31 protein-coding genes are annotated in these 26,405 nt (G+C 38.2%); 7 read left to right on the top strand and 24 right to left on the bottom strand.

The genetic code is table 11. The features are described 5' to 3' along the window. Positions 1-30 precede the first annotated feature (30 nt). From V5M37_RS03685 to V5M37_RS03645, 9 genes are all read right to left on the bottom strand, one after another. Complete coding sequence (locus V5M37_RS03685) at positions 31-471, bottom strand: SMI1/KNR4 family protein (RefSeq protein WP_423800805.1); 441 nt, start codon at positions 469-471, stop codon at positions 31-33. Positions 472-610: 139 nt separating this feature from the next. Next, on the bottom strand, positions 611-1,048 hold the full coding sequence (locus tag V5M37_RS03680; protein WP_423800804.1) for an SMI1/KNR4 family protein: 438 nt from the start codon (positions 1,046-1,048) through the stop codon (positions 611-613). 249 nt (positions 1,049-1,297) lie between these two features. Then, entirely contained in the window at positions 1,298-1,768 is a 471-nt protein-coding gene (locus V5M37_RS03675) for a hypothetical protein (protein ID WP_423800803.1), read from the bottom strand. Between the two features lie 336 nt (positions 1,769-2,104). After that, positions 2,105-2,554, bottom strand: coding sequence for a hypothetical protein (locus tag V5M37_RS03670; RefSeq protein WP_423800802.1), 450 nt, complete (start codon positions 2,552-2,554; stop codon positions 2,105-2,107). A gap of 92 nt (positions 2,555-2,646) precedes the next feature. Continuing rightward, positions 2,647-3,645, bottom strand: coding sequence for a DUF3231 family protein (locus tag V5M37_RS03665; protein ID WP_423800801.1), 999 nt, complete (start codon positions 3,643-3,645; stop codon positions 2,647-2,649). Between the two features lie 448 nt (positions 3,646-4,093). Then, a complete protein-coding gene (locus tag V5M37_RS03660; RefSeq protein ID WP_423800800.1) occupies positions 4,094-5,671 on the bottom strand; it encodes a phytoene desaturase family protein in 1,578 nt (525 codons plus the stop codon). Positions 5,672-5,904: 233 nt separating this feature from the next. Continuing rightward, the gene (locus tag V5M37_RS03655) at positions 5,905-6,756 is read right to left on the bottom strand and encodes an aminoglycoside phosphotransferase family protein (RefSeq protein ID WP_423800799.1); all 852 of its coding nucleotides are present in this window, start codon (positions 6,754-6,756) and stop codon (positions 5,905-5,907) included. 297 nt (positions 6,757-7,053) lie between these two features. Further along, a complete protein-coding gene (locus V5M37_RS03650; RefSeq protein WP_423800798.1) occupies positions 7,054-8,514 on the bottom strand; it encodes a CoA-acylating methylmalonate-semialdehyde dehydrogenase in 1,461 nt (486 codons plus the stop codon). A gap of 208 nt (positions 8,515-8,722) precedes the next feature. Further along, on the bottom strand, positions 8,723-9,262 hold the full coding sequence (locus V5M37_RS03645) for a hypothetical protein (protein WP_423800797.1): 540 nt from the start codon (positions 9,260-9,262) through the stop codon (positions 8,723-8,725). A gap of 89 nt (positions 9,263-9,351) precedes the next feature. Between V5M37_RS03645 and V5M37_RS03640 the strand changes: the two genes are divergently transcribed. Continuing rightward, entirely contained in the window at positions 9,352-9,474 is a 123-nt protein-coding gene (locus tag V5M37_RS03640) for a hypothetical protein (RefSeq protein WP_423800796.1), read from the top strand. A 355-nt stretch (positions 9,475-9,829) separates the two neighbouring features. On the opposite strand, the gene V5M37_RS03635 is transcribed toward V5M37_RS03640, so the two are convergent. Then, the gene (locus V5M37_RS03635) at positions 9,830-10,030 is read right to left on the bottom strand and encodes a cold-shock protein (RefSeq protein WP_027322326.1); all 201 of its coding nucleotides are present in this window, start codon (positions 10,028-10,030) and stop codon (positions 9,830-9,832) included. Between the two features lie 418 nt (positions 10,031-10,448). Between V5M37_RS03635 and V5M37_RS03630 the strand changes: the two genes are divergently transcribed. After that, the gene (locus V5M37_RS03630) at positions 10,449-10,727 is read left to right on the top strand and encodes an HU family DNA-binding protein (protein ID WP_423800795.1); all 279 of its coding nucleotides are present in this window, start codon (positions 10,449-10,451) and stop codon (positions 10,725-10,727) included. A 212-nt stretch (positions 10,728-10,939) separates the two neighbouring features. After that, on the top strand, positions 10,940-11,377 hold the full coding sequence (lspA, locus tag V5M37_RS03625) for a signal peptidase II (protein ID WP_423800794.1): 438 nt from the start codon (positions 10,940-10,942) through the stop codon (positions 11,375-11,377). Between the two features lie 110 nt (positions 11,378-11,487). Here the strand turns inward: lspA and V5M37_RS03620 are convergent, their stop codons facing one another. The 3 genes from V5M37_RS03620 to V5M37_RS03610 form a co-directional block, all read right to left on the bottom strand. Next, positions 11,488-11,724, bottom strand: a complete 237-nt coding sequence (locus V5M37_RS03620; protein ID WP_423800793.1) for a hypothetical protein — start codon at positions 11,722-11,724, stop codon at positions 11,488-11,490. 44 nt (positions 11,725-11,768) lie between these two features. After that, on the bottom strand, positions 11,769-12,140 hold the full coding sequence (locus V5M37_RS03615; RefSeq protein WP_423800792.1) for a hypothetical protein: 372 nt from the start codon (positions 12,138-12,140) through the stop codon (positions 11,769-11,771). Between the two features lie 116 nt (positions 12,141-12,256). Then, positions 12,257-12,592, bottom strand: a complete 336-nt coding sequence (locus V5M37_RS03610) for a hypothetical protein (protein WP_423800791.1) — start codon at positions 12,590-12,592, stop codon at positions 12,257-12,259. 239 nt (positions 12,593-12,831) lie between these two features. Here V5M37_RS03610 and V5M37_RS03605 point away from each other — a divergent pair, with 239 nt between their 5' ends. Then, positions 12,832-13,137, top strand: coding sequence for a hypothetical protein (locus V5M37_RS03605; RefSeq protein ID WP_423800790.1), 306 nt, complete (start codon positions 12,832-12,834; stop codon positions 13,135-13,137). 87 nt (positions 13,138-13,224) lie between these two features. Here V5M37_RS03605 and V5M37_RS03600 read toward each other — a convergent pair whose 3' ends face one another. Beyond that, the gene (locus V5M37_RS03600) at positions 13,225-13,923 is read right to left on the bottom strand and encodes an aspartate/glutamate racemase family protein (protein WP_423800789.1); all 699 of its coding nucleotides are present in this window, start codon (positions 13,921-13,923) and stop codon (positions 13,225-13,227) included. A gap of 401 nt (positions 13,924-14,324) precedes the next feature. On the opposite strand from V5M37_RS03600, the gene V5M37_RS03595 reads away from it, so the two are divergent. Next, on the top strand, positions 14,325-15,416 hold the full coding sequence (locus tag V5M37_RS03595) for an LLM class flavin-dependent oxidoreductase (protein ID WP_423800788.1): 1,092 nt from the start codon (positions 14,325-14,327) through the stop codon (positions 15,414-15,416). A gap of 178 nt (positions 15,417-15,594) precedes the next feature. Here V5M37_RS03595 and V5M37_RS03590 read toward each other — a convergent pair whose 3' ends face one another. Next, positions 15,595-17,469, bottom strand: a complete 1,875-nt coding sequence (locus tag V5M37_RS03590; RefSeq protein WP_423800787.1) for a sigma-54-dependent Fis family transcriptional regulator — start codon at positions 17,467-17,469, stop codon at positions 15,595-15,597. Positions 17,470-17,961: 492 nt separating this feature from the next. Here V5M37_RS03590 and V5M37_RS03585 point away from each other — a divergent pair, with 492 nt between their 5' ends. Next, positions 17,962-18,234 (top strand): HU family DNA-binding protein, encoded by a 273-nt coding sequence (locus V5M37_RS03585; protein ID WP_213118585.1) that lies wholly within the window; start codon positions 17,962-17,964, stop codon positions 18,232-18,234. A 280-nt stretch (positions 18,235-18,514) separates the two neighbouring features. Here the strand turns inward: V5M37_RS03585 and V5M37_RS03580 are convergent, their stop codons facing one another. The 6 genes from V5M37_RS03580 to V5M37_RS03555 all read right to left on the bottom strand — a co-directional run bounded on the left by V5M37_RS03580 (position 18,515) and on the right by V5M37_RS03555 (position 22,510). Continuing rightward, positions 18,515-18,718: a cold-shock protein gene (locus V5M37_RS03580; protein WP_213146185.1), complete on the bottom strand. Its 204-nt coding sequence runs from the start codon at positions 18,716-18,718 to the stop codon at positions 18,515-18,517. Positions 18,719-18,947: 229 nt separating this feature from the next. Beyond that, positions 18,948-19,733, bottom strand: a complete 786-nt coding sequence (locus V5M37_RS03575) for a hypothetical protein (RefSeq protein ID WP_423800786.1) — start codon at positions 19,731-19,733, stop codon at positions 18,948-18,950. Positions 19,734-20,223: 490 nt separating this feature from the next. Beyond that, positions 20,224-20,736 carry an SRPBCC family protein gene (locus tag V5M37_RS03570; protein ID WP_423800785.1) on the bottom strand — a complete coding sequence of 171 codons (513 nt, stop codon included), beginning with the start codon at positions 20,734-20,736 and terminating at the stop codon, positions 20,224-20,226. Between the two features lie 159 nt (positions 20,737-20,895). After that, positions 20,896-21,201: a DUF4870 domain-containing protein gene (locus V5M37_RS03565; protein WP_423800784.1), complete on the bottom strand. Its 306-nt coding sequence runs from the start codon at positions 21,199-21,201 to the stop codon at positions 20,896-20,898. Between the two features lie 233 nt (positions 21,202-21,434). Next, positions 21,435-21,620, bottom strand: a complete 186-nt coding sequence (locus V5M37_RS03560; RefSeq protein ID WP_423800783.1) for a hypothetical protein — start codon at positions 21,618-21,620, stop codon at positions 21,435-21,437. Positions 21,621-21,802: 182 nt separating this feature from the next. Beyond that, positions 21,803-22,510 (bottom strand): SDR family NAD(P)-dependent oxidoreductase, encoded by a 708-nt coding sequence (locus V5M37_RS03555; protein WP_423800782.1) that lies wholly within the window; start codon positions 22,508-22,510, stop codon positions 21,803-21,805. 54 nt (positions 22,511-22,564) lie between these two features. On the opposite strand from V5M37_RS03555, the gene V5M37_RS03550 reads away from it, so the two are divergent. Then, the gene (locus V5M37_RS03550; protein WP_423800781.1) at positions 22,565-22,963 is read left to right on the top strand and encodes a (deoxy)nucleoside triphosphate pyrophosphohydrolase; all 399 of its coding nucleotides are present in this window, start codon (positions 22,565-22,567) and stop codon (positions 22,961-22,963) included. A 92-nt stretch (positions 22,964-23,055) separates the two neighbouring features. On the opposite strand, the gene V5M37_RS03545 is transcribed toward V5M37_RS03550, so the two are convergent. The 3 genes from V5M37_RS03545 to V5M37_RS03535 all read right to left on the bottom strand — a co-directional run bounded on the left by V5M37_RS03545 (position 23,056) and on the right by V5M37_RS03535 (position 26,187). Further along, a complete protein-coding gene (locus tag V5M37_RS03545) occupies positions 23,056-23,865 on the bottom strand; it encodes a creatininase family protein (RefSeq protein WP_423800780.1) in 810 nt (269 codons plus the stop codon). 36 nt (positions 23,866-23,901) lie between these two features. Continuing rightward, positions 23,902-25,239, bottom strand: a complete 1,338-nt coding sequence (locus tag V5M37_RS03540) for an APC family permease (protein WP_423800779.1) — start codon at positions 25,237-25,239, stop codon at positions 23,902-23,904. Positions 25,240-25,413: 174 nt separating this feature from the next. Beyond that, on the bottom strand, positions 25,414-26,187 hold the full coding sequence (locus V5M37_RS03535) for an IclR family transcriptional regulator (RefSeq protein WP_423800778.1): 774 nt from the start codon (positions 26,185-26,187) through the stop codon (positions 25,414-25,416). Positions 26,188-26,405 lie beyond the last annotated feature (218 nt).

The following is a 26,405-nucleotide window of genomic DNA, read 5'->3' as shown; positions in this document are numbered from 1 at the left end:
CACCCCGTTAGTTCAATAAGATTTGCTACGTTAACCTTGTTGAAGTCCAACTTTTAATAAATATTGGTATAAATCTTCAAACCGTGTTTCCTCTATCATATTTATTTCGTGGTTATAGAATTTTACTTTTGGACTACATATGCCATTTTCAATCTTAAATCCGTAAAAATCACCAACTTCATTATCAGAAACAGCAATAAAATTATGCGAATTTATAAGATTAATTTGTTTATTTTGTTGGATTATGTTCCATTCCCCGTTACTAACTGAAAATATTTTGGTGAAAGCGAAATATCCGCCACCAAACATCTTAACAAAAAGTTTATATTCTTTTGGTAGGCTAATTGAAAGTTGTTTTTCAACGTTAGCAATTTGAGTATCATTCCCAATTGGGGCAGTTTCTAATTCAAACCATATTGGATTCTTTGCTTTGATTTTTTCAACAATCAATAAAAATTCATTAAACTCCACTTCGTCCACCTCATACTTAACTTATTGTATTGGGGAAAAACAATCAACCCTTATTGAACTAAACTGCCCCGTTAGTTCCACAAGAAAGAGCTGCCATTATGACACCTCTGATTCCACAAACTTTATTTTATAAATCTATCTAAACACCAATCTTACCAGTAATCCAACCTTCAATAAAATGTTTTAATGAAGCTGCAACCCAGGTTCGACTATCATCCTCGTGATTCCAAACATAAATATCATTTTTATCAATGGTCCCGTTCTTTAATATTGCATAACAAAATAAATCGCCATTCCCTGCATCTGAAAAGAAGAAAAGATTATCAAATGGCATATAAATATCTCTATAATCTTCAAAATTTCTAAAAAATAGATTGTCCTTAATAATCTGGGAAGTTGACCAAACCAAAGGACAATTCCATTTATCGAACACACCGTTTGTTTCATTAAATAAGGCAACTAATTCTTCTGGTAATTCAATATTTAATTCTTTTTGAATTTGAGAAATCTCCAACTTTGTTGCAGGTTCTTTAAAGTGATGGTCCTTCGAAATGGAATTAACAAATTCTTTCCACATTTCATTTCCCCCTAAACTTAGGATGAATTGTTTTATATTCAATTTCTATTTATGAAAATCCTCCTTTAACTAACCTCCCCCGTTACTTCAATAAAGTTCAACAAAAAGAAGCGTTAACCCTTCTTGGATCAACGCTACCCTTTAAGTTTAAGTACAATCCTTCACAATTTTTATTTCATTAAGAAATTATGTATGTACAATCAAAAACAGAAATTATAAGGTTTTTTTCTATAACATATTATATAATATTTACTTTTGTATTGTTTTTTTCTCAACACCAAAGTATTGAACGCCATACAATAATAATGCTTTAGAAAATAAATATAGAAAAAATTGAAGTCCATTCAGTCGATATAAATCCGCTATTTTAAGTTTTTTTAGAATTTTAACTCCTGGAAAGGCAAAAACTCCATCTGCAATTGCATTTAGCAATAGAAATTTTTTGAGATTACCATATGATAATTTTAGCATCCACATTGACATCGGCATATACGGTCCAATGCTAAACGGCACTAAATATCTTAAAAATGATTTTGGTTTATCAAAAAACACCCACCAATTACGCTTTTGACCAATCATCTGAGTTATCATTTCAAATAGTACAATTATTAGCCCTGCTAGTGAAAAACGTTTTATACTACGCTTTCCTAAAAATAATACCGAAAACCAAGGAAGCAATATTAAAGTAATATTGAATACTATGTGCCTTTTGGAAGTCATTTCTTCTCACTCCTTGCCTTTTACAACCATTTCATATATTCCTTAATATTTCCAAAGGCATTATAAACATTCGATATATTTTTAATACGGGGAAGATATTTCAACTTAATTAAAAATGTCAATATGTATATTCCTTCCTCAAATTTATTCTTTAACTAACCTGCCCCGTTAGTCGAATAAGATAAGCCGCCAAAATGGCAGCTGTATCTTCAACTCTTGCACCCGTTAGAGTAAGTGGTTTAGTTAACAATCTTTGCTTATACATTTAAAAAATGGATATAATGCTTCTTAAAAAATGTACAAATAATATCCTAAATTTCAAATAAGGCAAACATATCAATATTCATTTCTTAATATTTTTCTTAGTAAAACCCCTACAAAAATTCCAGGAATTACACATAACATCGGAAACCAAACTGTTCCCAACGATATTCCAAATAACTTTATCCTCGCTGAATAAATAAGTCCAACAGTAACAAAAAACGCAGACATAACAAACGGTAAATAAGAATATGGTTCTTTACCTCCACCTGCATCCTTATAAGCATCCCACATTGAAAAGAAGTAAATACAAGGATAAAACATGATCCATTGGTATTCGGTATGTTCAATAGCTTTAACTATTTCCCCATTAAAACTAAAGTAAATAATCTGATTAAAATGGGATTGAACATTAATGATAAATTCCAATAGAATAAAAAGTATCCCTTTTAGATACTTTCCGTTTAGTAATTGACCGAAACCAGGAAAAGCTATGCACCATATCAATTTTTCTTTTGGATTCACATTTGTCTGACCTTTTTTATAGAATTTTTAAAATTAAAAAGAATATAGGTAAAAAGCAATTCACTATTAAACAGCTATTTAATTTGACTTCTTTATTTCATTAACTGATCTCTGTCAGCTGCATGAGGTGGTCTTTCCAACCACGCATTCTTAATTTGAAGATTTAAACCGTCCTCTGCATAGAGTCCAATTTCTCCTTGTAATCGAACATAATCAAAAGCAATGTCGCGTCTTGGACTAGCGGAAAGTGCAGTTCCGTAGTTTCCCATACCGGCAGCAGTCATCATGGAAATCATATACAACATTAATTTATCGGAAAAAGGAGATTCCGTTATATCCTGAACTTGCGAATCCCAGGTTACAGGTGCAGGGAGGTCATTGTCATGTAAGTATTTACTAAAAACTTCAATTTGTTTCTTTGAAATTTCTTTACCCCTTCTGAAATAATCTCGGACATCCTTATTCTTTGCCACTTGTCCGAAACCAGTTATTACTGCCGTACCCATGTTGTTAGTTTGAATATTAGAGTAAAGGTGAGTGATCTCCGCGGCTGTTAGAGGTCTCTGTTTACCCCACCAACCTGCTAAGAAATGTTGTTTTTCAACCATATCCACTTCTTGTAGATAGGGAATATAAGGAGACCTAACGTCTATTCCCTTGGAAAGAAGTACGTTCGTTGAATCATTAAATAATTCCATTGTAGAAGAGATACAAGACATGAAGTGTTCCCTAATGTCATTGCGAAAGGTATGCGGCAAAATGGCACCGTAAGTTACTAAAGCCCCTTTCGTCATATGTTTAGTAAAGAATAAAAAGAACTCGTCAGAAAAAAGCCTTGGAGATTCCAAATTAACATCGTTTTCAGTAAACCCAAGAGGGACAGCATGACCTTCTTCTTTAAATATTTTTGTAACAACTTGTACATGCTGTTGAGCCAAATCTAAAGCATGCTCTAGGACTTTTTTGATTTCCGCATCTTCGACTTTAGCTAAATAATACTTATAAACACATACGAACATAGAATCCGCTATATAATTTCCCCATAGCCCACCTACTTCAGATGAAGTTAAACGAATATGATGAGTTTCCATAAAAATACCTCCAGTTATATAACTGTTGATATTATCCCCACTAAATAAATACTTAATTAAATTTTTCTTAAATTTACTAATCAAAGTTAGAAATTCTTGCTCATAACGAGCTTTTTAAGTTAAAAACAAATTACTCATAAAAGTTTATCAATCCTTCCTTATTTTAAAATAGAAAAAGGTTCCCAAAGCGTCGTTGGGGAACTTTTTTCTACTTAGAGTTAAAAGTCCGCATATAACTGACGATTCTCCTTGTTAAACTAAACTGCCCGATAGCTTAAGTACAACATTTCACGATCTTTCTTGTACAAAAAAAGCGACCTCCTTCTTGGAGTATCGCCCACGTTTAAAATAGATCCCGAATCGGGACCCCTTTATGATAATTGATGAAACGTTTTAATCAATTAAACGAGCAATTTGCTCCGGATTGTTTTCCATAAGTTAATATGTCTTATTGTGTTAATAGTTTCTGAGCCACTATATACCCCGATCCACCATTTACCCCATGTCCGGGCCAAGTTGCGGCCCCGAGCATATACACATTTGGAATGGCTGTCTGATGACCTGGCTGCCCTGGTAATGGTCTCAAAAGATAACTCTGACCTAAATCATGTGCACCACCATACGGATCCCCCGGGCCAGCATTCGGGTTATACTTAGCAATTGTGTCTGGTGTGACCACGTATTTTCCAATGACTGCGCTTGGGATGTTTGGTATATGCTTGCTGACCACGTTTAGCACACGTTCTGTAAAACGCTCTGTCAAATCATGCGACCATGTCCCATCCCCCACATCGATGAGATTTGCAGCATCCCCGTTTGGCCTTATAGGTACTTCCAGCACTTGAATACGCATGATGGCCTTTCCTGACGGTGCCCTTGTGGGATCAAGATTTGTCGAACAGTCTACGGTAAAGGTCGGATTTGACGGAAGCAGATTAGCTGCGCCTTGGGCAATGGCTAAGGTAAATCCATCTAGCCCATCTGTTAGATGCGGCTGACCGACACGGTTAAACCGCTTATCCGGCCAGTTTGGCGGCTCACTCAGAGCTAAATGAATTTGTACACATCCTCTGCCGTATCGAAATTGTTTTGCTTGCGCGCGCAGTGGCGGTGATATTTCGGTATCGGCTAATAGCGAGAGATACAGCTGGTCAGGTGTAGTTGAGGCCACGACCGCCTGTTTGGCACGGTATTTCTTCCCCTTTGGGGTCCTTACGCCAACTGCTCTACCATTTTCCACTAAAATCCGCTCGACCTGAACCTCTGTAAGAATTTCCCCGCCTTGATCCGTGATCAGTTGGGCTAATGCTTGAACTAACTTCTCACTGCCTCCCTCCGGTATTGGCATTCCACCGCCCATCAATGCCATCACGGTGAGCGGCACCCAAATTCCACTTCCCACCTCATCCGGTGTGCGGCCAAGGTGAGTAACCCAGGAAGCAAGCATCGCCCTCGTCACAGGTGACTTAAGCGAACTAACCGTATGACGAGCCGTTGAAACGAGCGATGCTGCAAATGGTGAATAACCCACGCCGCCCTCTTGATGAAGTAAACGCTGGATGATAGGTGCAGCTTCTGGACTGGAAAGATCCTTGTTAAATAACCCAAAAACATCGTTTACATAAGGATTCAACTGTTCAAACATGCCTGCCAGCACTGTGCCGTCACCAGGAGCTAACCGTTCTGCTTCAGCGATGAGCTCCTCAAAGGAAGAAGGAAGAACCGCTGTTCGTCCGTCTTCGATCGAAACGCCAGTCGGCAGGTCTGTATTTAAATAGCGAAGCCCGCGTGCTTCTAAGTCCTCTCTTAACTCTGCGTACGCTGGTCCGGTTGTAAAGAGCGGATGAGCAGCAGCATAAACATCATGTTTGAAACCTGGCAGTGTCAGCTCTTCTGTGCGCAAAAATCCTCCTGGACGGTCATTTTTTTCTAAAACTAATACACTTCTCCCAGCCCTTGTTAAATAGGCAGCCGTTATTAACGCATTATGGCCGCTGCCAATAATAATGACATCAAATTGATCCATCATATCTCTCCTTTTACGATATCTACGTAAAAAGATATTATGGTTTTTAGATAATAAGCACTAAATCTAGGACATTATAAAAAATATTTTAGGACGTCTTTACCATTAATGGTAACCCTTTAACCTAGAAATTGTGTACAAAGCGAAAAAGCTATTGAACTGCCACATTAAAAAAAAGACCACCGAAATGGCTGCGAATTTTTAAAGAAGTGCACCCATTAGAAGAAGATCAATTAAAAATAGGTATTTTTAATAATGTCCTTCCAGTAATGCCAGGCTTTTAAATATTTCTCAAAATCTTGGGGATGGTGCTTAATACAAGTACCTAGCCTAAGATATAAACCTATCATGACTTCTAAATATTTAAATGAATCATTTTCACTTTTTATCATCAATTCACTTAGTGCTGAATCTATGGTTTCTTTCGTTAAATCATCTGGAGAGGAGCAAAAGGCATAGATTAAATCATAAAGAGGATCGCCAATAACCGGGGTTGGGTCAATGACCCCACTTAGCTGACCGTCATTAAAAATAAAATTATGGACCCCACAATCGCCGTGTAATAAGTATGGTTTTCTATCAGTATTCATTTTTTCCAGGAGGTTTAGAACGAAGGTATGATCCTTACTATCTAAGCGGGAATCGATCATTTTATTTGCCTCAATTATATTGTTCATAAGAAAACTCTGCCAAGAATCTGTTGGTTCATCCGCCCAGCCCCAACCCCTATCAGGAACGGACTTATAATGATTTAGAAGTTTTTGTACTAGAGCCTTTAGCATATCCTTTTTGTTTTTTCGAGCATAATTGGTTGACCCTTCTATGAATGAATACACTATGTACTTATATGATTTTTCCACGAACAGCAGTTTAGGTAACAAATTTGATTCATTGTAAGCATTAAGAAAATTTGCCTCTGATTCGATAATTTTTGGTTCATTTAATTTAACAACATATTTCGTGTTGTTACTATGAAGCAGGTAGACCTTGCTAACAGTGCCCCCATTTAATTTTTCATATTCTATTGAATCTGAATCAATCATTCCGCTATGAATGAGGTCTAAAATTATCTTTTGAATATCCATTATTTCACTCCAGCTTCTACTTATTCTTCTTAAATTAAACCGAACCCGCAATCTCTTAATCATTCAGTCGCATAGAGAGGCTTTATGCTACCGAACCGGCGATCTTTAAATTTTCCAATTATATCATTATTATAGCAGTGAGATTAGTTCGGATGGCTTGTATTTTCCCTCAAAAAGTAACAAGCATTACAAAGAAAACTTACCCACGAGGAAAAATCAAAAAGGGACTACAGTTCCCGCTAATTATAGCAGGAGTCCGCAGTCCCCTCTCACCACTCAAAGTTTCTCCGAAGTCTATTAATATCTTGCCGTAAGCATCTTTTTACGAGTATAGAATTCTACACCATCTCTACCATTTGCATGCAGGTCGCCGTAGAATGACTTTTTATAGCCAGAGAATGGGAAGAAGGCCATTGGAGCTGGGACACCCATATTGACCCCAAGCATTCCCGCATCGATATTTTCACGGAATTCACGAACTGCTTTCGCACTGTCCGTGAACAGGCAAGCGCCGTTAGCGAAATCAGATTGGTTTGCCACTTCAATTGCTTCAGTAAGAGTTTCAGCACGAACAATGGATAGGACAGGTGCAAAAATTTCATCCTGCCAAATTTTCATATCAGGATTCACGCTGTCAAAAATAGTTGGTCCAACAAAGTAACCTTCACCATTTACTGCCTTATCCTTACGTCCGTCGCGAACAAGAATGGCACCTTCAGATTCACCGATTTCGATGTATTTAACGGTACGGTCCTTATGAGCCTCACGGATCACTGGTCCGAGGAAGTTGCCTTTTTCCAGGCCGTTACCGATTGTCATTTCCTCACATGCTTTCACAAGGCGGCTGACTAGTTCATCCGCAACATCCCCAACGGCTACCACAACCGAGCAAGCCATGCAGCGCTCACCAGCAGAACCGAAAGCTGCGCCGATAATATTTGTAACAGTCAAATCTAGGTCTGCATCAGGAAGAACGATTGTATGGTTTTTCGCACCAGCTAAAGCCTGAACGCGTTTTCCGTTTGCAGCAGCTGTTCTGTACACATATTCTGCAACTGGTTGCGATCCAACAAAGGAAATGGCTTTCACATCTGGATGCTCAAGGATTCCGTTAACGATATCGTGCGCACCGTGAACTACGTTCAGTACGCCATCTGGAAGTCCTGCTTCCTTGAACAATTCAGCCAGGCGGTTTGCAAGCAATGGTGTACGCTCAGAAGGTTTTAAAATGAACGTATTACCGCAAGCAATCGCTAATGGGAACATCCAGCAAGGAACCATCATGGGGAAGTTGAATGGTGTGATCCCGCCGACAACCCCAATTGGGTAACGGTACATTCCTGACTCGATTCCTGTTGCGATGTCAGGAAGCTGAGTACCCATCATAAGTGTCGGGGCACCTGCAGCAAATTCCACGCACTCGATTCCACGCTGCACCTCTCCGTATGCCTCATCATAATTTTTTCCGTTTTCCATCGTAATCAAGCGGGCGAGCTCATCCCAGTGATCAGCAAGAAGCTGCTGATAACGGAATAGAATTCTGGCACGTTTAGGAACAGCGACATTTTTCCAGGACTGATATGCTTCTTTCGCCACTTCTACAGCACGATCAAGATCCTCACGGATTGACAGCGGTACGTTCGCTAATGTTTCACCTGTTGCCGGATTTGGGACAGCCTCTGTTTTTTCAGATACAGAAGAGACCCATTCTCCCCCGATAAAGTTCTTTATTGTTTTCGTTTCAGCTGTTGCTGACATGAATATTTCTCCCCTTTCCGTACGTTGATATTAAGAATTAAAGCTACTATTATTGTATAATACAATTATTTTAATAAAGCCAAAAACGCAAGTAATGTACAAAAACTCGCCTATTTTTGGCTTATTAATTTATTTCCTTTGCGATATTGTCCCTTTCGTTCAAGAACCAATGATGTCCTTTGTAAAAATAAAGCCTATAAACCTTTTCCTATTCGTCGATTAAATTTCCATTTTCATCATAATACTTATATTTATATTCCGCAGATTTATGTTTAGGCAAATCGATCCACGCTGCTGAACTTTCGTGTACTTTAAATTCCTGTTTAAAGACTTGACCGTTCACGTCTAATTCTACTTTTGCAATCTCATTATGTTCATTAGTCACGAACAAAAACTTTAAATTAGGTAACTCCTCACCTTGGAGATGGACCAGAAACGAAGAGAAAGACTGATTTTCCCTCTTCTCAATATGATTCCATTCATAGTTCCCTCTATTATTCTTGGTAAATTGAATATAACCAGGATTATTATTTAGTAAAAATGGAACAACCCGTTCTTTTTTTATATCCTTAATTTCCAATATCTGTATAGATCGAGAGTTATATCCGTCAATTGATCTGATCACCTTTAAGATGGATTCTTCATCATTACCATACTCTTTCTTCGTAGCTTTTAATATGAAGGTTATTAGAATAAGTACTATGATTACCAAAACAACAGAAAGAATCTTTTTATTCTTAATTACCAAAAACCTATCCCCCCTCTTATCTTATTCTACAAAAATCCAGCATTGTCCTGTTAGCCCAATAAAAAGGGGTGCCTTAGGGGGAGTTAAACATGAACGTTAAGAAAAACACTAAACTATTATTAATGCTAATGTTTATCGGAAGTTTGCTTTTTGGATACTCACAAACAGGTTCCCAAAATGCAGAGGCTAAATCTATCGGCCAAAAAAATTAAAATATTGTTGGGATTATCGGCCCGATGAAAGAGGAAATTGCAATTTTACATTCTGATATGGAAGTTAAGAAAATAGAAAAGATCGCCGGGATGACATTTTAATATGCTTGCAAATATGGATTAATAGATAAAAAGAGCATCAACTGATGCTCTTTTTTGATTTAGTTAACTAACAGATCTTTGTAAAAAAATAAAAAGAAATTAGGTAATCCACCATTTATATGCTACACTTGGTTTACCATTTGATTTACTGTTTTCAAGTACCCTGCTCGTTACCCGAGCGGGGTTATTTGTTTTTCTAAGACAAATAAAAAACAGACTCTAAAAAAGAGTCTGTCCATGTTTGGCATTATAATTAAGCTTTACGAACGTTAGCTGCTTGTGCTCCACGTTGACCTTGCTCAACATCAAAAGTCACTTCTTGACCTTCTTCTAATGTTTTGTACCCTTCGCCTTGGATAGCTGAGAAATGAACGAATACATCTTCTCCACCTTCACGCTCGATGAATCCGAAGCCTTTTTCGCCATTAAACCATTTTACTTTACCTTTTTCCATGTTTGTTGCCTCCTAGTGTGTTCACACACACAATGTATTACTATCCCTGCTCTCAGTGATCATCAAGACGAAAAGTTTTTACTAATACTATCCTTTACACCGAACAAAAATAATTCATATTTAGAATAACATTTTTTGAAATGATTTGCAAGGGACCCTAATTCTTTTAATTTTACCTGAATTTTATCTTCTAGCTACAATCTCGATTTCAACGTGTGCACCAAGAGGCAGTGATGCACCACCTATAGTTGTATGTGCAGGATATGGCTAAGAAAATTGATTAGAATAAACTTTAAAGTAATGTTCTAGCAAAAAGTAACAAGATACAAAATAGTTATAACTTGCGAACTTATGTACGATGTGGTAAAAATGATGTACGCCCATTAAGGGATCAGTGTATTTTAAAGGAGTGTAATCAATGAACAAAACAGATCTTGTGAGTCAAGTGGCTCAAACTTCCGAACTAACCCAGAAAGATGCTAGTAAAGCTGTAGATGCAATTTTCAATTCTATTTCGCAAGCATTAAAAGATGGAGATAAAGTCCAATTAATTGGTTTCGGTAACTTCGAAGTTCGTGAACGTGCTGCTCGTAAAGGACGCAACCCACAAACAGGAGAGGAAATTGAAATCCAAGGTGGAAAAGTACCTGCATTTAAGCCTGGAAAGCAATTAAAGGATGCTGTAGCTGGTAAATAAGCACTAGCATAACTACATAACAAAAAAAGTGATGGACTTGATCCATCACTTTTTATTTGGGCTCTACATTGTTACGCCCTTGCTTTTATTGAATCAGTTCGACAATCATTAAATCAGACTGATAACGATCCTTTATAATAGAATAGAAAAAAGCTTCCAATTATAATGATGATTAGAATACAGGGAATTCTGCAAGAGAGAAGGACTATTATATGCTTTTTTATGTAATTGCCATCCTTGTTATTATGATGGACCAGATTTCTAAATATCTAATTCGGACCTACATTGATATTAATGAAGCATTTACATTGTGGGGAATACACCTCACACATATCGAAAATAGCGGGATGGCAGGAGGCTTATTTCAAGGCAATGCACGGCTCTTCGGAGTTGTGGCAGTGTTGTTCGTAATAGGTGTTTTATATTTTCGCAGAACGGGAGAAATGAAGGGGGCTCTCATCGATTGTAGTTTTGGATTCCTAGTCGGAGGAGCCATTGGAAATGGGATCGATCGACTTTTGTTTGGGCAGGTGACAGATTTTATCATTCGCTCTGGCGGAATTCTTAACTTGGCCGACCATGCGATTGAAATAGGGGCGTTACTGCTTATTATTTATGTGTTAGTTAGTTGGTTGAAAAAGAAGCACTAGATTTTCACATTGGAGCATCCTTTTAGCGTTCACTATTCTATCGTAATAAAAAATAACCCGGAGTATTCTCCGAGCATTCAGTGCTTGGGATAGTTTTACTAATCCCAAGATTATTTTGAAAATAAACGATAGGCCCCTGGCGAAACCCTTTCCAGAACACGATATTCATCAAGCACATTTGATGAATGATTCCCGCCTAGCGACTTCGGGACCATATCAGCAAGTGCCGTACCCGCACTTTTCCATGTGTTAGGATACCTGGCATGGATCCAATCATCCACTTCCTTGATTGTCCCTTCCCCACCTAATTCATCCAATGCTAGTATGATAGCTTCATAATGGTTCATTTTATACACTTCCTTTCCTTTGTAAAAAATTCATCCAGCCCCTTTTACCAGGTCCACTCTGCTTTTAATTCTGTCGCCTTCACTTTCCGTCCTGATTTCGGATTAAGAATATGAGTTATTTTTACGATACCGGCATCTGCCAAAACATCTGAAATAATATTAGCCGTTCTCAAATCAAAGTCCATTTTATTTTTAATACTAAAATCTAACCCTTCAGGAGTTTTGCTTTTTACGGCATTTCGGCTATTTTGAGGCAATGTTTTGGAAGGTGCTTCGTTTAAGCTTTCTATCGCAGCTTGAATTAATTTGTCCGTAATTCGAATTCCACGACAATAGTACGGAAGGGAATCTCCCAATTTTTCTACTATCTTTCCGAGAAGTTCCACCGGTATTTTCGTTTGAACAACAGCCTCCATTATTAATTCCCCCTGAATATCTTTAAATTGAAAGTCCTCAATCCGAGTTGGGTGAAGAGGATTGCAACGGAATGATTGCCTGCCATTTGCTCCACATCCTGACCTTCATTTTTTTGTTAAACAAATGTTTTTGAAGCATGGTCAATCAATGCAAAAATATATGCAGTATTCCGCGATTTTCTGGAGACCTCATACCGGATACCCGTTTCACCATTTTTCCAACGTTCATAGTAACTATGAACAAGCTCAAAATCTTTAAAGTTAATCTTTCTGTCACGTGATAGATTAACACTTGGGGTTTTAGACCTTGCTTTACTTATTACCAGATAGCTTCCTTGGACTCCGACTTGAAACCACAATGGTGTGTTATTATTTTGCGGAACAGTATGTGTTTCGAACTCTGAGACTCTAGCTTTTTTAATAAGCTTCTCCCATAATGTTTTTGCGTCCATCTCCCCAGCTCCTTTAAAGCATAAATTTTCCAATTATAGTATAATTATAGCAAACAATTTGTCAGAAGTATCAGTGAAATCAGTCAAATGGCCTATGATTTTCCCTGAAGAAGCACAGGGACGGTTCTCTTGTCCCATTCTGTGGTGCCGGTTCAGTTTCTATCTTCGGTGTATTGGCTGAAAACGACTAAAAATGATGCACAAGAACCGTCCCCATGCATCACAATGAGGTGATAAAAATGAATGTGGATACGTTGGAAGAATTGCTTTTGGGAGACGACGGGCTGCTCATTTCTCTTCGATTGGGATATGGTTTACAGACTGAAAAAGTTGTTCAAATTATTGAGGTTCTTCATTACCTTTCGGAAGAATGGTCCGAATCTGACTATATACCAAAGAAAGCTGCAAATATGTTCGCCGACTTCTACGCTGCGGCTTATTCATCACTTGGTCTATATAATGAAGAAGTTCAGATTAAGATTGAGGATGCAGTAGATAAAATCATGGACGCGATTAGAAAATGTGTGGATGTACCTGGTTTTTAATTGAAGAAACTGTCAATAACAAAGAAACTCGCCCTCAATGAACTATGGCGAGTTTTGCTTATTTATAGCCCAACTATAATTCCAATTTTAATCCTCAAAAATGATATCTATAATCTTGTTAATATGAATTTCCGCTGTATTTAAAGTATGGATCGTTAAATCCTCATTTTTGATCAACATAGGAAGTTCTGTGCAGCCCAATATGATCCCCTGTATACCGTCTCGATTTATCATTTGATTGATGATGGTAAAAAATCCTTCTTTTGTTTCCTTGTTGACAATGCCATTTTCCAATTCCTCAACAATTTTTCTATGTATGTACTCCTGTTCCGATTGATTTGGCACGACAATCTCAATGTTATGAGATACAAATGGCTTTTGGAAAAAATCATTTTCCATTGTAAACTTCGTACCAATTAGACCAATCTTTTCTAAGCTCAATTCCTGTGCTTTTAAACAGGTTTCTTCTACAATACTGATCATAGGAACTTGGACTTGTTGCTGAATTTGGTCAAACACAATATGTGGAGTGTTTCCACACATGACAACAAAATCAGCACCAGCACTTTCTAATTTTTGAACAGCATCCGTTAAATAATGAATGACCTCTTCTGTCTGTCCATTCATCAGCAAACGGAACATCTTGTACATATTAATGCTGTTGATATAGAGTTCCGGCAATTCTTCTTTACTACCTATCTTTTCTTGAAATTTAGAAATGATTGTTTGGTAGTAATCTACTGTCGCTTCTGGCCCGATACCTCCAACAATTCCAACCTTTTTCATCCTATCAGCCTCCCATCAGTTCATTAACTTTTTAGTTTATGTTAAATTCATTTTCCATTAGAGTCAATTTTTTGTGATGCATAGGGACGGTTCTCTTGCCTCAATTTTGCAGAGACGTTTCAGGTTCCAATGATGGGGTGCATGGAGCCGAAAACGACTGAAATGATGCACAAGAACCGTCCCCATGCATCTTGAGAAAAGTGAGAAAAGTGAGAAGCTGAGAAATAGAATAGAATTTGAGATTTAATGGCTGCGATGAGAAAAATGAGAAATTTCTAGTAATGATTTTACTGACATTTTTTTGAAAATGCGGATAGGATCAGCACATTTCTCCTTTTTTTAAGTTGGCACAAAATTTGCATTATTTAAAGTGTAAATGTATTTAAAAAGGAGAGGAATGTATGAAGTTAGGTTTATTTTTAATGCCGTCACATCCACCGGAAAGAAGTTTATATGATGCAACGCAATGGGATTTAGAGATGATTCAGTATGCTGATACTCTTGGATATCAAGAGGCTTGGATCGGAGAGCATTTTACTGCACCATGGGAACCTATTCCAGCTCCGGATTTAATGATTGCTCAGGCTTTAACGTCAACTAAGCAGATTAAACTTGCACCAGGTGCTCATTTACTGCCATACCATCACCCTGTTGAGCTTGCTCATAGAGTGGCGTATCTTGATCATCTCTCACAAGGACGTTTAATGCTGGGAGTTGGAGCGGGAGGCCTGCTGACAGATAGTGAAACTTTTGGTGTTGATGCTGCAATTGGCGAGAATCGAACAATGATGGCAGAAGCTTTAGAAATCATGCTGAAACTTTGGAATGAGAAAGAGCCTTTCCAATTTGAAGGAGCTTACTGGAAGGCAAATAAAATTGAAGGCAATCCATTTGCAAGCTACCATATTTATCCTTATCAACAGCCACACCCGCCAATTGGTGTTACCGGATTAAGTCCTGGTTCAGAAACATTAAAAACCGCTGGTGAAAAAGGATTTATTCCAATGAGTCTTGGAGCTAACAATGAATATATAGCCGGTCATTGGAAATCTGTTGAGGAAGGTGCAAAAAGAAGCGGCAGAACTCCATCGAGAACTGACTGGAGGATTACACGTGATGTGTTTGTAGCAGATACGGATGAGGAAGCAATTGAAGGATCACTAAATTCAATGATGGGAAGACAGCATAGCGAATATTGGATTCCCCTTTTCCGAAGCCTTCGTGCAGTATCTGTATTCAAGCATGAAGAATCTGTTGATGAATCACAAATCACTACTGAATACGTTGCCAAACACAATTGGTTTGTTGGCTCTCCAGAAACTGTAGCAAACAAAATCGTCAATCTTTATGAAACGGTTGGCGGATTTGGGGCCTTACTCGTAACAGGCTACGATTATAGCGAGACACCCGATATTTGGAAAAAATCAATGAGATTACTTCAAGAAGAGGTTATGCCAAGAGTGAACCACAAAATAGCTAAAGTTCGTATATAGGCAATACCTTTAACTCTTATTTTTAAAAAATAACCGATATACGAAGGGGATAGGCTCCCCTATTCATGAGTTAACTCTGTGCACAATTAGATAAGGGCCAGATTGGCCCTTTTCCTTTTGGATCGTCTTATCATCAAAAACTATCAGTATTAACTTTGGCTATGAAACATATTTTTCATTATATATGAAACTTTTTTATTTTACGGTAAAACGTACTTAAAGGCATTCCAATTAACGAGGCAGCTTCTTTTATATTGCCATTCGTACTCTGAAGAGCTTTTATCATTTTTTCCTTTTGAAGCTTATGATTGTTTGAATAGAATCCCCCCTCTAACTTATTTGTTGACTCTACTTTAGGTTCTATCGGTGTGCTGGGATTGTCATGGCTTTCTTTAATATAAGAAGGCAAATGTGAAAGCTTCAAAGATTTCCCTTCAGATAAGATCATCATTTTTTCCAAGACATTAAATAACTCCCTGATATTTCCTGGCCAAGAATACGTCGTCAATTTATCCATAATAGTTGATGAGATAGTAAGATTTATATTTTTAGACTTAAAAAAATACTTAACCAGCTCTGATATATCCTGTTTCCTTTCACTTAGGGGCGGTATTTTAAGATCAAATACGTGGATACGATAATATAAATCTTGTCTAAATTCACCACGCCTAACTAGTTCTTCTAAATTTTTATTTGTCGCTGTGATAATTCTTACATCAACAGGTATCGGCTTTTCCGCACCAATTGGTACTACTTCTTTCTCTTGAAGGACTCTTAATAAGGCTATCTGCATGGAATATGGCATTTCTCCAATTTCATCTAAAAATATGGTTCCTCTATTGGCCTGAACAAATTTTCCTTCGTACCCTTTTTTTCTAGCCCCTGTAAAAGCACCTTCGACATAACCAAATAATTCACTTTCTAATAATTCCTTTGGAATAGCTCCACAATTAACGGCAACAAAGGGCTTGTCTTTTCTGTCGCTATTTAGATGAATCGACTTAGCCACCACTTCTTTCCCTGTTCCGCTTTCTCCATAAATAGAAACCGTAACATTGGATTTTGCCGCTTTTTTCATCTCACTTAGAATCTTTCTAAAAGCGATACTATTTCCTTGTTCTCCTAGAAATGTAAAGTTTTCTACTGCAGATAAATAATGATTAGAATTCTCATTTACATGCTTCACAAAATGTTTGAATCCAATTAATCGATGATCCTTTGAGTAAAGAGGCTGCTTCGTTAAAATTTTTATTCCAAAATCTTTTAGGTTTTTCACTTCAAAATCATGAGGGTTATTACCATCTCTTATGATTTTCATGATTGAATCACTAGCGGTAACAAAATAACCATTTATATCTGAGATCATCATTTGTTCATTGCCCTTTTGTTTAAACTGCAGAAATTGTTCTACCAGGGTGATCCGATCTCTTTGCTCCTGCAGCTTCCACTCAGATTCAATGGCATATGCTGTCGAAACAGCGAGACTATAAATATCGAATTCGTAATATGGCTGGTTCTTAGATATATCTAAAACCCCAATTAACTCACCACGCGAGTTTTTAATCGGTGCAGCTGAACAAGTCCAGTTTTGTGATAGGAGTGAATAGTGTTCCTTCCCGACGACATGAATGGGTTCCTCTATTGCCAGTGCCGTTCCAATGGCATTCGTCCCGACTTCCTTTTCGGTCCACTTTACACCCTCAATGAGGTTTAATTGGTTACAGATCGGATCGATTATGCTATCTCTTATAACCTTTAAAACATACCCGTTAGCATCAGTAAGCATAATAATTCTAGATTTATCTTTGATGGACCGCCATAAGGATTGAATATAAGGAGTGGCTATTTTTAATAACGTTTCATTTTCTGATACTTTACTGAAATACTCGTCACCGAACAACACTGTCTTGCCTTTGACTAAATAGGGATCTACGTTACTCTCTTTACATCTGTACCAAGATTCAAGAATTTGTTTAGAAATTCTGCTCGAATCCAATACATCTTCTTTCACAAATCTCTCCCAAGTGCGATTCAAAAGAATAGTATGATCCATCTTTGGTTCCCCTTCCCCTTTCCAAACGGAAAACAATTGCTTTTTAATTTTGACAACGCTTACAACAAACGGAAAATGAATTGGAATAGTAAAAAACAATGTTATAGGGTGCATTTTTTCTAACTCTATTAAAGTGAAATTAGCTTTTGTATCACGTTAATAAAAAGCTTAACAACTAAATAATGCCGTCTCTTTTACTTTATCAAGATACAGTTGTCTGGTAAAGTAAATTTTCATAATTATCTGTATTCAATATAGAGGGATTCTTTTATCGGAAGAATTTCACAAATTACCTTTGATGAAATTACTGACGGCCTTAACCGTCTCGAACGGCACGAGATAGACAAGATCATGGACTCAAGTGTTAACTTTTTAGTTTAATATCCAAGTTCAATAAATAAAGAAAATAAGGCTGACAGTTGTTAATTTATGTAAGCTATGTTACAACTAAGGTACGTTCCATACGGATTGTATAAAGGAGTGTTTATAAAAATGAATAAAACAGAATTAGTTAATCAAGTAGCTACATCCGCAGAACTTACACAAAAAGAAGCATCCAAAGCAGTAGATGCCATTTTTAATACCGTTTCAGAAGCATTGAAAAATGGCGACAACGTTCAATTGATTGGATTCGGTAGCTTTGAGGTTCGTGAACGGGCTGCGCGTACAGGGCGAAACCCACAAACTGGAGAAGAAATTCAGATAGCTGCTGGAAAAGTTCCTGCCTTCAAGCCAGGTAAAGCGTTAAAAGATGCAGTTAAATGAGTTTTTAAAAGAGTTAAAAAGAAATTAGGACATCCTCACTTTGATAGTCGATTAGAATCGAAGCAGAGAATATCCTTTAAGGATCTCATAAAAATAAGAGTCATTTTATAAGCCACTCTCATTAAATTAGGCTAATCCTTAATAATATGCTACACTTAGTTTACCATTTTATTTACTGTTTTCATGTCCCCTACTCCTTTACGAGTGGGGGTTCTTTGTTTCACAGGAAAAAAGAAAAGCAGACCCCCATAAAAGAGCCTGCCTTCCTTGTTTTGTAAAATTAAGCAGTTTTACGTACGTTTGAAGCTTGAGGTCCACGTTGACCTTGCTCCACATCAAAAGTCACTGCTTGACCTTCTTCTAAAGTTTTGTAACCTTCGCCTTGAATCGCTGAGAAATGAACGAATACATCTTCTCCACCTTGACGTTCGATGAATCCGAAGCCTTTTTCGCCATTAAACCATTTTACTTTACCTTGTTCCATTTGTATTGCCTCCTAGTGTGTAAACACACACAATGTAATACTATCCTTGCTCTCAGTGATCATCAAGATGAAAAGTTACAAATCCTTTACACCGAACAAAAATAATTCTTTTTAATCATAACATTTTTTGTAAGAAGTGGCAATATACAGAAAAATCCATTGAGCTCACTACTTTATTATGATAAACAATTCAACGTTGTGCTTCAACAAAAAACAGCCATGCAGGCTGTTAGTTACTTCCTTTTAATCCTAATACGGATTTGATAGCTGCCCAGAACCCTGACTTCTTAGGTTTGGGAGAAGCATGTGTGTTTTTTATTGGCTTTGGCTTTGGTGTAGTTCGACTCAATGCTCCGCTATAAATCTCATCCATCAGTTTATCTACGGCATCCTCACGTGTTTTAGCTGTGACTCTGACCATTCCGTTCCTGCTTGTAGCCATCCACCCACCGTTAGTTCGAAACACCCTCCCTTTCCACCTATAAGTAGACGGTTCATCATTAATCATCGTTCTCCACTTTCCTGAAGTTAATATTTCGTAACCATCATTCCACTTCACATATCGATCTCTTCTATTGGCGATATAGTCAGCCTTAGATTCAAAGCCGACCAACCTCCAGAGTGCGGTTTCACCATTTTTCAACAAACGCTCTTCGCGCTGTCGAGCAAATTCTTCATTACAACTGTTGCAGTAAGCTGAAGGTCTAACATTTACAATTGTGAATTGATCACGAGGCTTTTCTTCTTGGCAGTGCTGGCATTTTAGGGTACTTTTCACTTTGCTGGCCTTCTTCGCATATGCATTGACCATTGGCTTTGTTTTTACAACAACGGGCTTTTCCGTTTGTTCCTTAATGGCTGCGATAAGAGTCTCGTATTCCTTTTCAGTCAGTTGCAGAATGCTTTCTTGTTCATATCGATTGTTGATGTATTGAACTCTTACATTCGTGTTGTGACCTACTTTGCTTATCACTTCAAGCTTCATGATAGTACGCTTATTTAAGAGTGTGCTCACTGGTACATCCTCAATCTTTAAACTCTTTTTATTAGCTTTTATTGAACATCCGCTGTAGTCACCCGATAATACTTTCCCCATATCACATTCCTGCCTCCCCCTCGTTTTGGAATCGCTAATTCATCAATTGCCCTTGATAATAAAATACCCCTATGTACTTGAAGCTATTTTTTACATAAATGTTGTATTTGACAATTAATAAATGCTATTAATGGAGTACCAGTGAAGCTGTCACCAAGTGCCAACCCCACTCTTACACCTAGAAATACCTGCGATACAATTCTCTGCGCAGCACACCCCGTTGTTGGGCATATAATTGAGTGGTGGATGCTTTTTTATGTCCAAGCAGTCATGAGAAAACAAATTATTAGACTGACGCGATAAACGAAACAGCAGCAGCCATGGACAAGAAAATAAGGTCCTAGACTGCTGCTGTTTTATTGAACAAACATTCCCAGCTGAAACATAATATTCAAAGTGATTAAGGTTTCTAATTCAGGGAAACAAGATAGTCGGCAAGTTTATCTAAAGTACCCTCAAGATCTTGTTGAAGCTTTGGAGCCATACCTTTGTAGGTTTCTTGTTCCTCAGCTGAAGCGTTCACAGGGCAACCTTTCAGTTTTAAAACAGTTTTACCTTCGTCATCTTCTAGCGTTATGATATTCATAATTTCAAGAGGCCAGCTCACGCTAAAAGGCGCTCGGACCGTATTGCCTTGCTCATCGGAAAAGGATCGGATATAAGCCACTTTCTCAGGTTCGGCAACCTCTTGGTATGCAAATTTCCCCCACATAACCTGATTTCCGTCAGGAGATGTCTGAATACCTAAAAACTCGCCACCTGATCGAGCGTCCATTTTAACGATTTCGAGGGTGACCCCCTTTGGTCCCCACCATTTCGCGAAATGCCCGAGCTCTGTCCATGCTTTAAATACGAGTTCGCGAGGGGCATCGAAAACACGCGTAATTGCAATTTCGAACGATTGATTCAGATTGTTATCCATGAAAATCCTCCTTGTTTTTTGAAGGGAACTATTCCCCTACTTTGCTACAATGCAGAGCTAACATTCGCATGATTTACGGTGGTATGGTGTTTATGAAGATTAAGTGATTTAAAACCACTATTCATCATCATTAAAACGATTAGATTCATTTAGATTTAATCAAAACCATGATCCAATAATAGGATATCGAAAAGGACGCCCATTAAATGCTTTAACAATTCCAACAATCGGAGCTATTATAGCAATGAGTCCAAAAATAATGAGGAATGGAATCCCGATTAATATCCAAGAAAAAAAAGCAGACACTGTTATTAAAATACCGATCACAATATGAAATACCAATTCCTGTAAGGATAAGCTTTTAATTTCTCGATCTGAAATAATAAAATATGTGATAATGGGAACTAGTATAGGTGCAAACCAAGTACTAGCATGAATCAATATTTTGAATCCCTTATTTTCCATTTAACATTTACTCCTCTTTGTATCGTACTATTTAACAAACCTTTATTCATTAATCATTATAAAGTTTGGGTTAGAATATTACATCAGGCTATGAACTAAATCGTTATACGACTTTGGTCGTAGTCCAAATCAAAAAGAAAAGCCGCAAGTATTTAGATAAACTTGCAGCCTGAAATCTCTAATTTATAAACCTGGGTAAATCCAAGTTAATACAACCATCCATGAATGGAGGCCTATTCTTGCTTCAACATTAATCTACTTTTTGCTTTCTCAGCAGCTTCATATGGTGTACCGCCATGTTCGATAACAGTTTTTTTACCCATTCGAGCATAAACCTTAACTCTGTGTCTCACATTATAAACCCTAAAACAAATTCCATCCTCTTCATACGCAATTACAGCTGCCATTGGACTTTTCATACATTCACAACCTTTCCGATAATACAGAGTACTTCTGCATTTTTATGAATACTCCTTGTGAATGTTTTGTTACATTTATGCCTTGCACCCTATCATAAGTTTATTAAATACGAACACGGGAACGGTTTTCCTGGCTTTTTTGAAGTAGGAAAAACACCAACAGAACCGTCCCGCTTGTCGCCTTATTGTGCTGAATTAGAAGACATGCCGCCATCGATACGAACTATCGTTCCATCAATGAACCTAGATTTATCTGAACCTAAGAATACCATCAAATCTGCGATTTCTTCTGGTGTAGCATAACGCCCCATTGGAACAGCAGCAGCAAATGCTTTTTGTGCTTCTTCAGCATGTTCTTCTCCAACTGCATTTTTTTCAATTCTACGCATCATATCTGTATTTGTAGCGCCCGGAGCAACACCATTTACGCGTACGCCATATGACGCCATTTCTAAAGCGGCAGTTTTTGTAAGTCCGACAACAGCATGTTTCGATGCAACATAAACGCTCATTCCCCGAGCACCAAGCCATCCACCGTTTGAAGCAGTGTTGACAACAGAACCTGATTTTTGTTCTTGCATGACAGGAAGAACGTATTTTAAGCCGTAATAAGCGCCAAAGAAGTTAACATCCATTACAAATCGCAAGTTTTTTTCCGTTTGCTCTGTGATTGTTGCATTAGCTCCATTTACACCGGCATTGTTAATAAATACATCAATACGGCCAAATTTTTCAACGGTTTTATCAACATAGTTTTTTACCTGGTCTTCTTTTGTAACATCCGCAGGAACTAATAAGATATCACTTGCATCCACTTGTTCAGAGGCTTTTTTTAGCGCATCTTCATTTAAATCCACAAGCGCCAATTTTGCCCCTTCCCAGTGCAGCATCTATCCACCAAAAGTGTTATTATAATGCCTAGTGAATTGTATAGGAGGGTTATCTTGAAAAAGCTTGTAAAAGTGGTTGCAGCTATTATCGAAAACGACCAACAAGAAATTCTCTGTGCTCTTAGATCTCCAGTAATGTCGATTCCAAATAGGTGGGAGTTTCCTGGTGGAAAAGTGGAAGCAAATGAGGACATTTATTCAGCTCTCAAAAGAGAAATTGATGAAGAGTTAGGCTGTAAGATTGAGACATTTAATGAAGTTTTTAATGACAACACCCATGAATACGACTCATTTATTATTAATTTAATCTCTATTAAATGTAGAGTGGTTGAGGGAACACCGACTCCAAGTGAGCATTCAAAGTTAATCTGGTTAAAACGAGAAAACCTAGATTCACTCAAATGGGCACCGGCGGATGTTCCAGCAGTTGAGCAATTAATCCAAGAAAAATAGTCTTCTCGAAATGAGAAGACTATACTTTTTTGGATATATAATCCCCGCTGCTTAATAAAGATAATTCTTACCTAGTCGGGTCGTGACAGATATCATAAAGGAATCTCTTGGTTACGAAGTGTAACTTGGACCTCTTCCTCACAATATTGAATAAAGTTTACGATATTTCCAACAAGCTCATGGTGGTAGATTTCTCCGTTTTCTTTAGTAGAAACAGTAGGATCCCCAACTACACCTATATTCAGGGCACCTTCACGGTATGCTGCAACATCACTAGGAACAAAGACACGATCTCCTCCTGAATAAGGGTCGTGCTGAAGGAACGGATGTTTCTGATGCACATTCTTTACTGCATTTTCCTCTTCACATAGTTCTGGGTGTATATAGTACATATGCGAAGTTTCCATTTCGGCAGCATGACCGATTCCACCCGCCTCGGACTGGCGAATCCTTCTTCCCACCTGCTCAGCGATATAAAAAGGGTCGGCAATGGCAATAAAAGCACCAGTTCGATTTCTTAGTTTCGTAGCGGCGATTTTGAGCGGCGGAAGGTTCGCTTCTCTGTGGCCATTGATCAAGATAATTTTTTCAAAGCCGTGATAAACCAAGCTTTGGATAATATCCATTGCTACATTCGTAAGTGTTTCTGGACGAAGGGTAATCGTTCCCGGAAAAGCCATGTGGTGCGGTGCCCATCCTACCCAAGTAGGGGGAGCCACTAATGTTCCTGTTTGAATAGCTGCCTCTTCTGCTACCTTAATCGCCACTAAGGAATCAGTCCCCATAGGCAAATGCTTAGCATGCTGTTCTACACTACCGAAAGGAACAAGAATTGTCTTTTTACTTTCTAAATAACGTTCAACATCTTCCCATTTATTTTCCTGCAACCATACACTTTTCATTGATCATCCTCTTCTTTCTATAGTTATTCTATTAATTTAAGCTTCTTGGGCCTTTGCCTTATCTTCAGTCATTTCCTCTTTCTTGCCACGGAAAATGAAGTAAACTCCAACCCCGGTTAACAGCCAAATACTCCCCCAGAGAATCGCCTCTGGTTTGAGATAGTACATCTCAATCAAGGTTCCCACAATCCCTAGTACAGGGAGAAGGATACCAAAAGGGACCTGGAAAGGCCGTTTCAAATCTCTTCTTTTGAATCGAAGGATAATGACGGATACGTTGACTCCTATAAATACAACCAATGCCGTAAAGACACCTGCTGAAGCAACCAGTCCTAAATTTCCGGTAAGTGTTAGCAATAGAGCAAAGATACCAGTTACGAGTGTAGCTGTACTTGGCGCTTTAAACTTTGGATGTATTTTTCCAAAAAACGACCAAATTTGTCCCTGTCTTGCCATGGCCAATCCAACCCTTGGTCCACCGATCATACAGCCTAGTCCAGATGTGATCGTAGCCGCCACCCCAGCTGCTGCAACAAAACTTGAAGCCCAGCCAGAGGTCACTACCTCTAAAGCAGAAGCCAATGGTGCCTTTAATGTTGGAAGAACATCCGTTGGGACAAGTGTAACGGATACCCAACCGACTAAAGCATAGAGGATTACCACAGTAAAAATGGCCCAAACTGTAGCACGCGGTACGTCGCGATATGGTCTTTTTGCTTCTTCTGCAACGGTTGTGATGGCATCAATATGAATTTGTCCAAAGGCAATGATCGCAGCAGCTGCTATTAATCCAGCGATTCCATGCGGCAAAAATGGCTGTTGATGAATCGGCGCAGGCAGCTGAGGATGCATAAACCCAAGAACAATGAACAAAATCAGAGCAAACACCTTAAAAACAACAAGGAGATTGATAACCCCTTTGGAAATGGCAATTCCTCGATATAAAAGCGCAATCGTAAGAACCCCGAGAATACATGCCCATACGGTTACAGAAAGATTGGGGACAAAGAAACGAGCATACAACCCGAAACCAAGCCAAACGGCAGCCCCTACTGCAACATATTGAGTCAAAAGAGTCCAACCAATGACCGAACTTACAAGATCGCCTACTCCCTTACCTAATGTGGAGAAGGCCTGTCGGCAATACTCGTAGCTAGCTCCCGCACTCGGAAACATCGAGGACAGTTCAGCGTACGATAACGCCGTAAATGTAGCAATGGCACCCGCAATGATAAAACTCAGAAATAAACCCGGACCTGCTGGTTCTGCTGCGACTCCGGTCAAAACGAAAATCCCCGTTCCTATCAGAGCGGCAACACCTAAAGAATAGAGATCCCAAAAAGATAGCGTTCTGTTTAGCTTCTGTTTCTCCAAGCAAAATCCCCCTTTATAAGAATGTATTAAAAACCATCCATTTCATTAGTTGAAATGACTATTCCGAATATCAACATTATAGAACATTAGAAATATTATGTAAATTAAAATTCAAAATAAAAAGGATATCTGTTTTCCAATTCTTAAAGATTGGAAAACAGATATCCAATGGGTCTACATTCCCTTTAATTTAAACGAGATATTAGCCGAGCACCTATTTAATGCTTCAATAATCTGCTGTATACTTCCCTCGCTAAAGTCATTTTCCAAACCAATTACACTAAGAGATGCTACAGCAGAATAATAATGGTCGAAGATTGGTACTGCGATGGCTATAGTGCCTTCATGCAACTCGCCCTTGCTAATCTCATATCCCTTTTCTTTAATCGTTTGAAGTTGTTGCTGGATCTGTTCTATACTATTCATAGTTTTTTCGGTAATCGGCCGATAGGCAAATTTGATTAGCAGTTTAGTTTGTTCATTTTCAGGGAGGAAGGCCAATAGCACTCTAGGACAAGCTGCCGCATACAAGGGAGCCCTTCTTCCGATCTCCGGGTAAACCCGAATCGGTTTCAATGACTCTATCTTATCTATATAGACTGCATCCAGACCATCTCTAATTGCAAGCTGAACGGAAAGCCCCGTCTCGTCACGAAGGTCCTTCATGATATCGCGCGCTGCCTCACGAAGATCCATTTGTTCTACGACAAGATGGCTTTTTTCAATAAAGCTCCAACCAAGGGAAAATTGTACTTCACCGCTTGTTTGTTTTCTTTTGATATAGCCAAATTTCTCAAGCGAACAGATCATTCGAAATGCCGTAGAGCGAGAAAATCCCGTACGTTCCGAAATTTCATCAAGAGTTAAAAATGGATTCTTTCGGTCAAAGCACTCTAATATTTCAAGAGCTTTCTCTACGCTGCCGCTTTTGCTTGACTTATCGTTCATGAACTAATCCTCCCAATTGACTTCCTATCTACTTTAAAAGCCTACTAAAAATTCAATATATTGTAAACTTTTATATGTTTGTCCACCTGTTGAGGTCACCTAAAATCGTGGTTATTTTATCTAAAGAAGTGGAGAGTCATGCCCAATGAACCTGACAATTCGGGGCGTGACAGCATCAAACGCAATAGTTTCACTATTACGTCCCTATAAAATGCATT

This window comes from Neobacillus sp. SAB-20_R2A, from assembly GCF_049568635.1.
In the GTDB taxonomy this organism is placed as follows: Bacteria; Bacillota; Bacilli; order Bacillales; family Cytobacillaceae; genus Neobacillus; species Neobacillus citreus.
The sequence above is the reverse complement of the archived record's forward strand: the minus strand, read 5'-3'. Positions and strand labels throughout refer to the sequence as shown.